Here is a 13,466-nt window from a genome sequence, read left to right as displayed (position 1 = left end):
GCGCGCCTCCCGCCGCCAAGGATTTCGACATGACCGACAAGAACGTCCTCCAGATGACCGCCGACAGCATCGGCAAAGACCTGCTTTCCGCGCTGGTGACCGAAATGAAGCTGATGCCCGACGTCTGGGTGAAGCTGTCCGAGAAGAAACAAAACGACGTCATCGACCGGCTGAGCGCACGCGTCGAGCACAACGTGAAGATGGCGACGCACCTCATCGCGAGCAACGGCCGCATCGTCGTGCAGGGTGACCTCGACCAGATCACGATCAAGGATGGCGTCAAGGCGGTCGTGAAATTCGGCAGCTCTCAGCCGAACCTGCACGAGCTCTACGAAGCGAGCGGCAAAGCCGTCCTGGTCGTTGTCGCAAACCCCGACGAGCACACCGGCGGCATGGACGAGATCCGCGGCGAATCCGATCAGCGTGGGTTGGACCTCGGCCGCGAGTACACCGATCAGGACGGCGACGGCATGGACGGCCAGCGCCCCGACGGCGACGACGTCGTCGACGCCGAGTTCCGCGAGGTGCCGAAGCTCGGCGACGGCCCGACGCAAGCGCAGATCGACGAACAGCATCAGGCCGGCCGGCAGGCGGCAGCCGAAGGCAAGCCCGAAAGCGAATGCCCCGTGATGGCCGGCGAGCTGTGCATCGCATGGGTGAAGGGCTGGAAGGAGTGGCATGAGGAACAAGCCGCCTCCGGCAACGAGGACCCGCTGTACGCCCAAGTCGAAGCGTTCGTGATCGAGCAGCAGAAAGTGACGATTTCGAGCGTGCAGCGCCAGTTCAAGATCGGCTACAACCGCGCCGCGCGGCTGGTCGAGCTGCTCGAAGCGAAGGGCATCGTCAGCGCGATGGATTCGGACGGCAGCCGCACAGTGCTGCGCCCGCGCGGAACGCAGGGAGAGGAATCGTGAAAATCACCGACATCTACGTGGCGAACGTTCTCGGGATCCGCACTGCGGACCTCCGGCTCGCGAAACCCGTCGCCCTCTTCACTGGCCCGAACGGCGCCGGCAAGAGTAGCCTGCAGGAAGCCGTGCGCATGGCGCTCACTGGCGACACCGTGCGCGTCGCGCTGAAGAAGGAGTACGGCTCGCTCGTTACCGAGGGGGCCGACGGCGGCCAGATCGTGGTCGCATGCGGCGAGCAGGCGAACAGCGTCATGCTGCCGTCCGGCAAGCTCAAGCGCGAACTCGCCGAGGATCCGCGCCTGCCACTGGTGCTCGACGCCCAGCGGTTCGCGCACCTCGGCGCGGCCGAGCGCCGGGCGTTCCTGTACGACCTGATGGGCGTGAAGATCGGCGTAGACGAAATGCGTGCGCGGCTGCTGGGCAAGCTCGGGTTCCGCGCCGATGCGGTGCCTGCACCGGCCGCCGCGCGGCTCGCGGGCATCACGCCGATGTTGCGCGCCGGCTTTGAAGCGGCGCAGAAAGAAGCCGCCGACCGCGCGCGCGGCGCGAAGCAGTCGTGGCGCACTGCGACCGGCGAGACGTACGGCAGCCAGAAGGCAGCCACCTGGCGCCCGACACCGGTCGAGTTCGACGAAGCAGCGTTGCGGAAGCTCACGGGCGATCGCGCGGCGCTCGACGACCGCATCGGCGAGCTGCAGCAGCAGATCGGCGCGGCCGACGCGGCGGACACCGCGGCACGTGCACGCGCGTCGCGAATCGCCGACCTGCGCACGCGCGCCGCCGGTTACGCGAAGGCGGTCGAGCTCGCGCAGCTCGCCGACGAGCAGGTCGCCGAATTTCTGCCCAAGGTCGAAGCGCTTCGCGTGCTCGCCGGCGCGGCGCCGGCCGGCACCGAATGCGCGTGCCCCGAGTGCGGCGCGCTCCTGCGCTACCTCAACGGCGTTCTGTCCGCGGCGGCCGCGGTCGGTGCGCGCGACGCAGACGCAGCCGCGAAGCTGCCCGAGTACGAGCAGGGTTTGAAGACGCTGCAGAACGCAGCCGCGAACCGCAAACGGGACGTCGAAGCGGCTGAATCGGCAGCGACGCAGTTGCGCGCACTCGAAGACGACGCGGAGGAAAGCGGCGCGGCCGACGCACGCGAGAGCGGCGACGCCGCGCGCTCCGAACTGGCCGACCTTCAGCGCCGCCGAAAGCAGCTCGACACCGACATCGCGACGCTTCACGAAATCGAACGGCGCGCCGCCGGAGCCGCCGATCTGGCGAAGCAGGCTGCGGCGCTTCACGAAGACGTTGCCGCCTACGAGGCGATCTCCGACGCGCTCGCACCGAACGGCATCCCGGCCGACCTGCTCAGCGAAGCGCTGACGCCCATGAACGAGCGCCTCGTCGCACTCGCCGAGATGTCCGAATGGGCCGACGTGACGATCACGCCAGAGATGGAGATCTTCGCCGACGGGCGCGCCTACACCCTGCTGTCCGAATCCGAGCGCTGGCGCGTCGACACGCACATCGCCGCGGCGATCAGCCACTTCTCGGGCCTGAAGCTGCTTGTGCTCGATCGCGCCGACGTCCTGGTCGGCCCGGAGCGCGACCGGCTGCTCTACTGGCTCGACGACCTCGCATACGCCAATCAGATCGACACGGCGCTCGTGTTCATGAGCCTGAAAACGCCGCCCGGCGGTCTGCCCGAAGCCATCGAAGCATTCTGGGTCGAGGGCGGTCAGGTCGCGCCGGCCGCGCAGCATGCAATCAGGGAGGCAGCGTGAGAGAGGACATCGAGAAGTATCTCGCCGCGACATCGGAAGCAACGGCGAAGGCCGTGGCGACCGGAACCGGGCTACCGCATCTCGACGTGACGAAGGAGCTGAACCGAATGCTCGGCGAGGCGATCGTCGAGCGTGAGAAGCGCGCGGGCGGTGGCAACGAGTACGTGTACTGGCTCGCGCGCGTAGCGCGGCCAGCCACACCGGCCGGCGACACGCCGCCGTCCGATGCCGCTCTGGCGCTGGCTTCGGTCGGCCTGGTCGACGACTCGGTGGACCCGAATGCTCGCGTCATCGACGCCGCGCAGATCATCGAATGCCTCCGCGCCACCGTTGAGCGCCTCACGGCCGAGCGCGACGCCGCGCAACTGAAGGCCGACACCTGGCGCGCGAACGCCGCAGCACTCGAAGCGCGCATCGACGAGCTGACGCTCGGACCGGTCGGCGCGCGTGCGCCGTTGTTCGTGACGGTTGGGAGGTATTGCAAGCCCGGGCGTCACGCGTCGCTCGAGAAAGCCCAGCGGCGCGGCAGCGCGCTCGTGCGCAGCGAGAAGGAATCCGAGGTGCTCGTGCTCGAGCCGGTCGGCCGGATCGTGCGCGGAACGCAGTGGATGCCCCGATAGCAGCACCGCCGCGCGCCTTCCATGCCTCGGATTGCGCGGCGCATTCGGGCGGCTCGCACAGCGCCCGCTTTTTCTATCTGATCATGCAAACGACGAAAACACCGTGGAATCCGTCACGGCGTGCGACCGCCCGGGTTAAAAACCCTCTGCCGGCTCCGACGAAATGCCCATACGACGGCGGCCCTGTCGAGATCGTGAACAACTCGGCGATCTACGGACGCGAGTATGGCGAGTGGCCGTGGGCGTTCCTGTGTCGTTCCTGCCGGGCGTATGTCGGCCTGCACCCCTTCACCAAGATTCCACTCGGCACGCTGGCCGACGGGCCGACTCGTGACGCACGGAAACGCGCGAAAGCTGCGTTCAATCCGATCTGGGAGTCCGGCCGCATGACGCGCACCGACGCATATATCTGGCTGGCTCGGCAGCTCGGCATCGCGAATCACGAGGAATGTCACATCGGCTGGTTCGACGTCGCGACATGCGATCACGTCGTGGCCGTCATTCAACAGGAGTACTCCCGATGACCGATACGCAAGACCCGCTCTGGCGCGCGCTCGCGCGCCTCGAACTCGCCGAGCTGAGCGACGACCAACGCAACCTTCTGCGGCCGGCGTTCGCCGCAATGCACGGCAGCCATGCGATGCGCATCCCCGAGGACATCGTGAAGCTGATTCGGCGCCTCGACGCGACGCTGCCGAACGCGCTGGAGACCTGACATGTTGCGCACCTTCCTGTTCTTCATCAGCGGCCGCCTGCCGTGCCGAATCATCAGCGACGCCGGACGGCCCTATCTCGAGCGCTACTACCTGGTCACGCTCTTCGGCGTACGCGTCTACCTGCACCGCTTCGTCGACAGCGATCCCGATCGCGGCCTGCACGATCACCCGTGGCCGTGGGCCGTCTCGCTGATCCTCGCCGGCTGGTACTACGAACAGACGCGTGCCGGCACGAAGATCGTGCGCTGGTTCAACGCACTGATCGGCGACTCTTTCCATCGCGTGATCCTGCCGCGCGACCACGGCGTGCACGAGTGCTGGACGATCTTCGCGCACCGCGCGCGCCGTACGAAGGAATGGGGTTTTCTGCGCGACAAGGGCCAGTTGGGCCGCGTGTACACCGCCCACAAGCCCGGCTCGGACGACCAATGGTGGAAGCGTGCCGCTCGCGGCAGCGCCGAGCCGCAGCGAATGCCTCGCTGAAACGACAGAGCATCCCCGCGCGGCTTACCTCGGACTGCGCGGCCTTGAAGGGGCGCCGAATTTCGGCGCCCTTCTTTTTTCCGATTCTCCCTGTGGCACCTATGGACAATCAGCGCGTATACAACAGCTTCGGCTTCTGCTGCGGCCTCGGCGGCGGCGCCAAGGGCTTCACCAAAGCCACTTCCCGCGTCGGCAACATGACCGCGACGTGGCACTGCATCGGCGGCATCGACAACGATCCGGCGGCCGCGCGCGACTTCGAGATGCTGGTCGGCACGTCGTGCACGGTCATGGACCTTTTCACGCGGGAACAGTACACAGCGTTCCACGGCGCCGAGCCGCCCCCCAGTTGGCGCGAGGCCACGCCCGAAGACGTGCGCCGCGCTGCCGGCTACCAGCATCCGCATTGCGTGTTCATCTCGTCGCCGTGCAAGGGTGCGTCCGGCCTGCTGTCGGAGACGCTCAGCCGCACGCCCAAGTATCAGGCGCTCAACGAACTGACGCTGCGCTGCGTGTGGCTGATGTGCGAAGCGTGGAAGGACGACCCGGTCGAGCTGATCGTGTTCGAGAACGTGCCGCGGCTTGCGACGCGGGGGCGGCACCTGCTCGATCAGATCGGCCAGATCCTGCGGCACTACGGTTATGCGGTGAACGAAACGACGCACGATTGCGGCGTGATCGCCGGCCTCGCGCAGAGCCGCAAGCGCTTCCTGCTCGTCGCGCGGCACATGGAAAAGGTGCCGGCGTGCTTGTACGAGCCGCCGGTCAAGCGCCTGCAGGGCGTCGGCACGCTGCTCGGCCGCATGCCGCTGCCGGGTGACATCGAGGCCGCCGGCCCGATGCACCGAGTGCCGTCGCTGCAGTGGAAAACGTGGGTACGGCTCGCATTCGTCGAAGCGGGCAGCGACTGGCGCAGCCTGAACAAGCTCGCGGTCGAGAACGGCCATCTGCGTGACTACCTGATCGTGCCCGAACGCCGCGGCGGCCACCTTGGGGTCGTTGACTGGCACGAGCCGGCCGGTACCGTCGCCGGCGAGTCGCTTCCGACGAATGGTGCGTTCAGCGTGGCCGACCCGCGTGGGCCGGCCGACGCCGCGCAATACCAACAGTACGGCGTACTCGACTGGAACGATCACGCCGGCACGATCACCGGCCAGAAGTCGCCCGGGCAAGGCACCTTCAGCGTCGCAGACCCGCGCCACCAAGGCCCGGCCAAGCACAACAACGAATTCCGGATCGTTCCTTGGCGCGATGCCGCGGGCGCGGTCACCAGCGCGCACGGCACTGGTCAATGCGTGCAGGATCCGCGTCCCACCACCGAGTATCACAAGAACGCGTATCGGATCGTGTCGTGGGACGACCATTCCGGAACTGTGACGGGCGAGTTCAAGGCATCGGGCGGCGGCGGTGTCGCCGATCCGCGCGCGAGCACTGGTTTCGAAGGCGCCGGAAAGTACCGCGTGACCGGCTTCGACGAGCCAGCCGGCACGGTCATCGCACGCAGCGACAGCGGTCAAGGCGCGTTCGCCGTAGCCGACCCACGCCCGGGCATGCGCCGCGAGCGCGGCGACGCGTACCTGACCGGCGGCCACTACGGCGTCGTCGGTTGGGACCAACACAGCGGCGCGGTGTCGGCCGCCGCCGGCCACGACAACGGCCGATGGTCCGTCGCCGATCCGCGCATGCCCGCGGCGAACGAAAAGACCGTCGCTGTGATCCGCGCGCTCGACGGCACCTGGCACCGGCCGTTCACCACGCTCGAGCTCGCGGTGCTCCAGTCACTCGTCGAGCCCGAGGAATACCTCGAACTCGATGGCCTGTCCGATCAGGCGTGGCGCGAGCGCATCGGCAACGCCGTGCCGCCTGATGCCGCGCAGGCGATCGCCGAGGCGATGGGCACCACGCTGCTGCTCGCCGAATCCGGCGAGACGTTCCAGCTGTCGTCGACGCCAGTCTGGGTGCGACCGATCGCGATCGCGCTGACCGTCGCGCCGCAGACCTTCTAAAACGGAGGCACCTGATGCCTTGCACCCCGTTTCGCCTTCCCAGCGGCATGTCCGCAATCATCTGCACGCGAGGTCGTAAGCGCGAGCGTCGCTGCTCGGTCGACGGCTGCGACGCGCCGAGCGACTTCCTCTGCGATTTCCACACGAAGCCGGGGAAGACATGCGATCGGCACCTGTGCGCGGCGCATGCGCATCAGGTCGGTGCCGATACCCACTTCTGCCCTACGCACCTCGCGGAGTCGAGCGGCAAAAAACAGGGCGACCTATTCGCATGACCATCGAGGCTCACACCATGACCACCAACACCTATGGCGGCTATACCGTCGACCAGCTGCGCGAGTTCATCCGCCACCACTACGACGCGGAGCATGGCGGCGACAACATCGACGAACTCACGAACGACAGTTCGGCGAGCGTCAAGATCGTGCGCGACCTGCTCGACGCCATCGAACCGCAGCAGGACGGCGATCCGCTGCGCCCGATCGCGCGTTGGGTCTACAACGCGGTGCGAGTGAACCTGAACCTGTTGCATGGGATATGCAGCGAATTCGGATGCCAGCAGGGCGAAGACATCTCGACGTGGCTGCGCGCGCGGCTCGCCGGTGTGCCGGCGCCGTGCATGTGCAGTGGCGTGGGCCCGTGCGAGCAGCGCACGGACGGCTCCTGTCGGCGGAACCGCGCCGCCGTCCCTGCGCATGCGGCTGAACTGGTGGCGATCCCGGCCGGATGGAGGCTCATGCCAATCGAGCCGACCGAGAGCATGGTTGTGAATGGTTTCGAATCGTGGCCCGATGAGTTCTTCAGCGATCCCGAGGTATGGGATGCATTCGAAAAGATGACTGGCTGCCAGCAAGCCGCGCACAAAGCCCGGCTCTGCTACGCAGCCATGCTCGCCTCTGCGCCGCAGCCTCCCGCGCAGGCACCGTTCCAGCAGCGCGTGCAGCCATGGATGCTGGCGTGCTTCGGCGCCAAGATCTCGGCGGACAAGCTCGAGCGCAATCACCGGTTCTTCGAGGAGGCCGGCGAGCTCGTACAGGCGTGCGGCATGACGCGCGCGGAAGCGCACGCGTTGGTCGATTACACCTGGTCGCGGCCCGCCGGCGAGACGACGCAGGAGGTCGGCGGCGTCATGGTCACGCTCGCCGCGCTGTGCCTGGCGAACGAACTCGACATGCACGCGGCCGGCGAGACTGAACTCGACCGTGTCTGGACGATGGTCGAACAGATCCGCGCGAAGCAGGCGGCGAAACCTAAGAACTCGCCGCTACCCGGCCCTTCGGAGCCGCGCGCACCGTATGCATGGCGCGACACGGGCGCGCTTGAATCTGGAGACGAAAGATGACCATCCACAACGGAAAGGGCCCCGCTCCCGAACAGGCGAGCGGGGCGGCGCAACAGCGGTCGGGAATGGACAGCCCTTTCACGGAGGTTGTCCCGACCGCCGAAGGCATTGTCGACGCGCGCTCCCCCGGCGGCAATGGGACGAGTTCGAAAGTGAGCCGTGACGTCGCTTCGACCGCTATCGAAATCGACTATGCAGCCGACGACAGCTGCCAGATCCAGTGTTGGGCGCGTGGACACCATGATCGCGCGGCGTTCCTGAAGGCATGTGAAGCGGCACTCTCGGATTGGGACGGGCGTGTCGCGTACCTCGACGGAAAACCGGTGAAGCACCTGCATTGGCGCACTGTACGCCCCGACGCCGAAACTGCCGCGCTCGGGGTCGTTGATTGCCTGCACGTCGAATCGAAGCCCGGCCGCGGCGCATACGCGGTGACCCTGCTCGATGAATGGCTTCCCCTCTTCACGCCCGTGGCGGCAACCGCGTAAGGATTCGACCATGACCATCGATAAGAAACGCACTGATGCGCTGACGCGTGAATCGATCGAAGCGACCGCGCGCAAATACGCTGGATCCTACTTCTCCGGCCTGCTGTTTCGGGACGCAGATTCGTTCGCGCGATTCTCCGACGACCTGATCATCACCGCGTGCCCTGCCGAACAGGCCGCACCTTTCATGGCGCAAACCGCACTCGCCGCGATCGAGACGTTCGAGATCGTCGGCGAGAACAACGATTCGCGCGAGCCGAACGCCGACGACCGTTTCATCCTGACCGAGTTCATCGCGCACCCGTTCGGCGGCTTCCGCGTCGCGCAGCCCGCAGCAGCGCCGACCATGCAGCACCACTTGCACGGGATCGCTCACGTCGATCTTGAACTGGTCGAGCGTGAGGCGCGTGCGTTTGCTCCTACCGCGCCGGCGCGCGAGCGGTCGGCGCTCGAAGTCGCTGGTGCAACGGCAGCGCTCCGCGAATACCTCGACGCAGAGGAAACGTGGCGCATCGTGACGAATGTTGAAGACCCCGACGAAATCGATGCTTTCGAGCGAACGATGGCCGCTTCTCGTCGCGTCGCTGCGCGCGAGGCTGCACGCAAGGTTCTTGCGGCCCGCGCCTCCTCTGCCAACGAGACGGTGCCGAAATGGGTTTTCGATGCTCTCGTCAATACGCTCCAGCCTGCATGGGACTACATCCAATCCCATCAGGAGCAGTTCAACGCGCGGGCGGGTGACGACAAAAACGCCATCCTGGTCGAGTTCTTCTTGCGCGCTGCATCAGCCAACGAGACGGGGGCGGAAGGGGCGATCGCGCTGCCGCACTGGTTCGAAACGTTCCTGACGAACGTGTGCGAAATCCCTGACCGCAACAGCCCTGAAGGTGAGCCGGATGCGATTGTCGCGACGCTGGACGAGCTGCGCGACTGCGCGCTCAACGCGATCGAGCAATGCGGATCGTGGGCCGCCCCCGCGCAGGCGGCGGAATCGGTTGGCGAGATCGTCACGTTCGGCCCGGACCTGAAGGAGGTTTCCTGGTGCACTGGGAAGATGCCCGAGATAGGCACGAAGCTCTACGCCGCCCCGCAGCCTCCCGCGCAGGCCCACATTGTGACGCGTGACGAGATCGGCGACGCATGGCGTGAAGCGGGATCGGCTGGTGTCGAAAAGGCGATCCGGAACGCTCCCGCGCAGGCAGACGCTCGGGAGGGGCTGACGACCGAGCGCGCGTTTGCGCTGTACATGCTTGCGCGCACGAGCGATTCGGAACGCTGGATCAATGAGCTGCACAAGTCGATCGCGGCCCATCGGAGTCAGCCGGAGACCAGCGCATCGACAGGCGTCATCGCGGCCGCGCGTGCAGTGATCGAAGCCGACCGTGCGCAGACGCTCACGACCGAGCACGTCAATGCGCTCGACAACGCCATCGAGATCCAGCGCGGCGAACTGAAGCTGCCGGAGCCGCGCGCCGAGGTGATGGAGGACGACAAGGTATGCGGGGGAGAAAGCCACCAGTAAATGGCCGGTAAACGAGACGAGCGGCCTCTCAAAATCGTCCGCGTTGAAGCTTTCTACCGTGTCGGATCAAGCACACCTTCGATCCAACCGATTTCACGAAACAGTCGTTCCCAAAAAGAAATTGCATCCGCAAGCATCTTGCTCGCTTCGATCACGTCACCCTCGAACGAAACGGCCCATCGGAACAAATACCTCTCGTCCCCATCGATCACGTGTTCGTACAAGTTAACGTACGTCTGGATCGTTTCGTCTGGAAATTTGTCTACTTGTACGTGCTTACTCGCAGTGGCCATCACCCTGCAAATCCGATTCGCGTAGCATGCCTTTTGCACGGCAATAGCCAAATCGGATTGCTTGACAATTTCCATCCCGAGTTGGCCTGTGAGGCGCCCCTTGTCATCTTCATTCGCATTTTTGAACGTCCAATCGACAAGATGCCAGATTGACAGACAGGCATTGAAGGCGTGATCCGCACTGCGAACATAGTCGTCACATTCGTTGAAGGCAACGACTTCTCTCGCTGCCTTGTGAAACAAATGAACCGCCGTCGACACGCCAAACGACTGACGTAATCTGTCGGGGAATTCGGGGAGAAGTGAGTCTCGAATGCTCATGATGTCAATCATCCGTACCGGCTCAGCCACTCGACCGAAAAATTCTTCCCGTACGCGATGGCTTCGGCCTCGGTGCCAAATTCACCGAGTGAGCGGAATGCCGCCTCGCGGCTGAATCCCACCTTCGTCACTTCAACCTGCGCGGCAAACTTGCCGTCGTCGGTCGGACGTGGCGTGCAGTTCATCTCGTACCCACGCATCAGGAAAACCGCCTTCATCTGGTGCTCGCTGGAAAAATCCGGAGGAATCGTAGCATGTCGACGTCGACACACAACCTGTGGACGACCGCCGAGGCGCGCCTGCTCGCCCGCCTCTATCCGTCCCCCATCCCGTCAAGGGCTCTGTACGCAGCGTTTCCGCGTCATTCGCGTAAGTCAGTCCAGACGTTTGCTACCAGGGTGCTCAAGCTCAAGCGGGCGCAGCGCGATTACAGGTCGCGTGCGACGCCGGCGTGGGACAGGATGCGCGCGATCCTCGAGCGGGAGCGCCTGACCGTTCGCGAGCTGGTGACGCGCTGCGGCGTGTCGCAGCAGCGCGTCAGCGAGCTGCTGACGATTCACCGCACCGAAGTGCATATCGTCGACTGGATTCCTCCGGTCGGCCGCGCTCAGTGGCGTGCGGTTTGGGCTGTCGGCACCGGGCCCGATGTGCCGTGCCCGGCCGCTATCAAAACCGAAGCTGCTCGCGCGGCACGCAGCGCCATGAAGCGCAATCCGTTCCTCGCCGCAGCGGGTCTGGTAACGATCCCCGCCGGCGAACGCGGCCGCGTCTTTCAGCAACCCATGGACGTCAAAGGCGAGGACCTTGCGGCATGAGCACCCGAACCATCATCGAGATCAACCACGACTTCCTGCTTCGACTGTTGGTCGATCCCGTCTCCCTCGCCGACACACTGCGCTCGGCCTGCTTTGACCACCAAGCCGAGCTGAACGACGACAACGGCCGCGGGCGCCCGCTCGACCTTGGTGGAGGCATCCGCATCATCTACCGCCGTCACCACAGCGAAGACGCGCGCTTCGTCACCAAATACGTGGACATCGACCTATGAGCGAGAACAGCAAGATTGAATGGACGGACCACACGTTCAATCCGTTCATCGGCTGCACGAAGGTATCGCCTGGCTGCGACCACTGCTACGCCGAACACATGATGGACACGCGGCTGCACAAGGTCGTTTGGGGGCCGCACGGCGAACGTGTCCGCACGTCGGCCGCGACGTGGCGCGAGCCGATTCGCTGGAATGCGCGGCACGACCAGTTCTTCGCTGCGTACGGTCGGCGTCAGCGCGTGTTCTGCGCGTCGCTCGCCGACGTGTTCGATAACGCGGTCGATCCGGCGTGGCGCGCGGACCTGTTCACGTTGATCGAACGCACGCCGAATCTCGACTGGCTCCTACTGACGAAGCGTATCGGCAACGTCATGTCGATGGTCGGCGAAGCCGCTCAGTACCAATTCGATCTCGATCGCATCGCGAAACCGCGACTGCACGACAACATCTGGCTCGGCGCGACGGTCGTCAACCAGGAAGAAGCCGACCGCGACATACCGAAGCTGCTCGCGGTGCCGGCGCGCGTGCGCTTTCTATCCATGGAGCCGCTTCTCGGGCCGGTGGATCTGACACGCGTCATGCGGTCTTCACCCGGTAGCGATTGGTCCTACTGCGACGACGTGCTGCGCGGCTTCCGCGCGCACAAATGTGGCGGCCATATATCGCCAGAGAACGCGGTCGACTGGGTGATCGTCGGCGGCGAAAGCGGCCCCGGCGCACGGCCGATGCACCCCGAATGGGCGCGGGATCTGCGTGATCAATGCGCAGCTGCCGGTGTCCCGTTCCTGTTCAAGCAATGGGGCGAATGGGCGCCGGGCGAAAACTGCGGCGGGCCGCCGACGCGCACCGAGCGTGTCGCCGACTGGTTCGGCGACGAATGGTCGTTCAGCACGATGACGCCTGGCGAGCATGACGGCCTGAGCTACGACGACGAGCCGACCGTGTATCGCGTCGGCACGAAGACCGCTGGCCGCCACCTCGACGGCCGCACCCATGACGAATTCCCGGAGGCACGATGAAAGAGCGCCCTATCCTGTTCAGCGGCCCGATGGTGCGCGCAATACTCGAAGGCCGGAAGACGCAAACCCGCCGCATCATCAAACTGCCGCACAACAACCCGCTCGGTGTCTGGGAGCCGACGACGGCCGGCGGCGGATCCGTGACGTATGCCGGCGGAACACCCGCGCCAGAGTTGGCTGCGATCTGGCACACGCGCACCGGTGATTGCTACGTCTGCCCGCATGGCGACGTCGGCAATCGCCTCTGGGTTCGCGAAACGCATGAGGTGCGCCGCATCGGTACCGAAACGTTCGAGGGTGGCCGGCCGGCGCGCCGTTATGCCGGCATCGCGTACCAGGCCGACGACGGCCGCGCCGAAGTCGACATCGATCTCAACACGTTCCAGGCGCTCGACGCCAAGGAATCGCGCGGCTGGACACCGTCCATCCACATGCCGCGCTGGGCGTCGCGCATCACGCTCGAGATCACCGGTGTGCGCGCCGAGCGCCTCCAGAGCATCAGCGAGTCCGAAGCGCGCGCCGAAGGCGTGACCATCGCCGAACACCACATGCGCAACCACAGTGCCGGGGCCTTCCGGCCGCCAAGCATCCGCGCCTTCCATGACCTGTGGGACAGCCTGAACGCCGCCCGCGGCTATGGCTGGGACGTGAACCCTTGGGTCTGGGTCATCGAATTTCGAAGGATCGAACGATGAGCATCTACCTCACCACGCCGGAGCTGGCCGAGCTGGTTGGCTGCAAGCCGCGTAGCCACGCCTGCATGAAGCGCTGGCTCGAGCGCAATCACTGGCCGTTCGCAGTCAACATCGCCGGCGTGCCGCTCGTCGCGCGCGAGTATTACGACGCCCGCATGAACGGCACCGCAGCGCCATCACCCGCGCGCCGGCAGCGCGCCGCCGCCTCAGAAGAACCGAACTTCGCCGCACTCTAA

Annotated in this window: 17 protein-coding genes; 15 read left to right on the top strand and 2 right to left on the bottom strand. The window is 65.7% G+C overall.

From position 1 onward, the window contains the following. Window positions 1-29: 29 nt before the first annotated feature. The 10 genes from AC3IFE_RS01905 (at window position 30) to AC3IFE_RS01860 (ending at window position 9,854) form a co-directional block, all read left to right on the top strand. On the top strand, window positions 30-914 hold the full coding sequence (locus AC3IFE_RS01905) for a DNA translocase FtsK (RefSeq protein WP_489189424.1): 885 nt from the start codon (window positions 30-32) through the stop codon (window positions 912-914). Further along, on the top strand, window positions 911-2,677 hold the full coding sequence (locus AC3IFE_RS01900; protein ID WP_489189423.1) for an AAA family ATPase: 1,767 nt from the start codon (window positions 911-913) through the stop codon (window positions 2,675-2,677). The genes AC3IFE_RS01905 and AC3IFE_RS01900 overlap by 4 nt, the downstream gene beginning before the upstream one ends. 53 nt (window positions 2,678-2,730) lie before the next feature. Next, a complete protein-coding gene (locus AC3IFE_RS01895; protein ID WP_489189422.1) occupies window positions 2,731-3,297 on the top strand; it encodes a 1-pyrroline-5-carboxylate dehydrogenase in 567 nt (188 codons plus the stop codon). Beyond that, the gene (locus AC3IFE_RS01890; RefSeq protein WP_489189421.1) at window positions 3,282-3,821 is read left to right on the top strand and encodes a zinc-finger-containing protein; all 540 of its coding nucleotides are present in this window, start codon (window positions 3,282-3,284) and stop codon (window positions 3,819-3,821) included. Before AC3IFE_RS01895 ends, AC3IFE_RS01890 begins: the two co-directional genes overlap by 16 nt. After that, on the top strand, window positions 3,818-4,012 hold the full coding sequence (locus AC3IFE_RS01885) for a hypothetical protein (protein ID WP_489189420.1): 195 nt from the start codon (window positions 3,818-3,820) through the stop codon (window positions 4,010-4,012). The genes AC3IFE_RS01890 and AC3IFE_RS01885 overlap by 4 nt, the downstream gene beginning before the upstream one ends. Before the next feature lies 1 nt (window position 4,013). Next, complete coding sequence (locus AC3IFE_RS01880) at window positions 4,014-4,496, top strand: hypothetical protein (RefSeq protein WP_489189419.1); 483 nt, start codon at window positions 4,014-4,016, stop codon at window positions 4,494-4,496. 101 nt (window positions 4,497-4,597) lie between these two features. After that, a complete protein-coding gene (locus AC3IFE_RS01875; RefSeq protein ID WP_489189418.1) occupies window positions 4,598-6,502 on the top strand; it encodes a DNA cytosine methyltransferase in 1,905 nt (634 codons plus the stop codon). 292 nt (window positions 6,503-6,794) lie between these two features. Next, window positions 6,795-7,844, top strand: a complete 1,050-nt coding sequence (locus AC3IFE_RS01870) for a hypothetical protein (RefSeq protein WP_489189417.1) — start codon at window positions 6,795-6,797, stop codon at window positions 7,842-7,844. Next, window positions 7,841-8,332 (top strand): hypothetical protein, encoded by a 492-nt coding sequence (locus AC3IFE_RS01865; protein WP_489189416.1) that lies wholly within the window; start codon window positions 7,841-7,843, stop codon window positions 8,330-8,332. Before AC3IFE_RS01870 ends, AC3IFE_RS01865 begins: the two co-directional genes overlap by 4 nt. 10 nt (window positions 8,333-8,342) lie before the next feature. Further along, window positions 8,343-9,854: a hypothetical protein gene (locus AC3IFE_RS01860; protein ID WP_489189415.1), complete on the top strand. Its 1,512-nt coding sequence runs from the start codon at window positions 8,343-8,345 to the stop codon at window positions 9,852-9,854. Window positions 9,855-9,907: 53 nt separating this feature from the next. Here the strand turns inward: AC3IFE_RS01860 and AC3IFE_RS01855 are convergent, their stop codons facing one another. Further along, window positions 9,908-10,468 (bottom strand): hypothetical protein, encoded by a 561-nt coding sequence (locus AC3IFE_RS01855; RefSeq protein WP_489189414.1) that lies wholly within the window; start codon window positions 10,466-10,468, stop codon window positions 9,908-9,910. A gap of 8 nt (window positions 10,469-10,476) precedes the next feature. Continuing rightward, window positions 10,477-10,686 carry a hypothetical protein gene (locus AC3IFE_RS01850; RefSeq protein WP_489189413.1) on the bottom strand — a complete coding sequence of 70 codons (210 nt, stop codon included), beginning with the start codon at window positions 10,684-10,686 and terminating at the stop codon, window positions 10,477-10,479. Window positions 10,687-10,722: 36 nt separating this feature from the next. On the opposite strand from AC3IFE_RS01850, the gene AC3IFE_RS01845 reads away from it, so the two are divergent. Genes AC3IFE_RS01845 through AC3IFE_RS01825 form a run of 5 tightly spaced genes read left to right on the top strand, consistent with a single transcriptional unit; the run spans window position 10,723 to window position 13,466 of the window. Next, the gene (locus AC3IFE_RS01845) at window positions 10,723-11,283 is read left to right on the top strand and encodes a hypothetical protein (RefSeq protein ID WP_489189412.1); all 561 of its coding nucleotides are present in this window, start codon (window positions 10,723-10,725) and stop codon (window positions 11,281-11,283) included. Further along, window positions 11,280-11,516 carry a hypothetical protein gene (locus AC3IFE_RS01840; protein ID WP_489189411.1) on the top strand — a complete coding sequence of 79 codons (237 nt, stop codon included), beginning with the start codon at window positions 11,280-11,282 and terminating at the stop codon, window positions 11,514-11,516. The genes AC3IFE_RS01845 and AC3IFE_RS01840 overlap by 4 nt, the downstream gene beginning before the upstream one ends. After that, window positions 11,513-12,535, top strand: a complete 1,023-nt coding sequence (locus AC3IFE_RS01835; protein ID WP_489189410.1) for a phage Gp37/Gp68 family protein — start codon at window positions 11,513-11,515, stop codon at window positions 12,533-12,535. Before AC3IFE_RS01840 ends, AC3IFE_RS01835 begins: the two co-directional genes overlap by 4 nt. Next, a complete protein-coding gene (locus AC3IFE_RS01830; RefSeq protein WP_489189409.1) occupies window positions 12,532-13,230 on the top strand; it encodes a hypothetical protein in 699 nt (232 codons plus the stop codon). Before AC3IFE_RS01835 ends, AC3IFE_RS01830 begins: the two co-directional genes overlap by 4 nt. Continuing rightward, entirely contained in the window at window positions 13,227-13,466 is a 240-nt protein-coding gene (locus AC3IFE_RS01825; RefSeq protein ID WP_089500040.1) for a DUF4224 domain-containing protein, read from the top strand. Before AC3IFE_RS01830 ends, AC3IFE_RS01825 begins: the two co-directional genes overlap by 4 nt.

This window comes from Burkholderia sp. APQ4-4ca, from assembly GCF_057837105.1.
The sequence above is the reverse complement of the archived record's forward strand: the minus strand, read 5'-3'. Positions and strand labels throughout refer to the sequence as shown.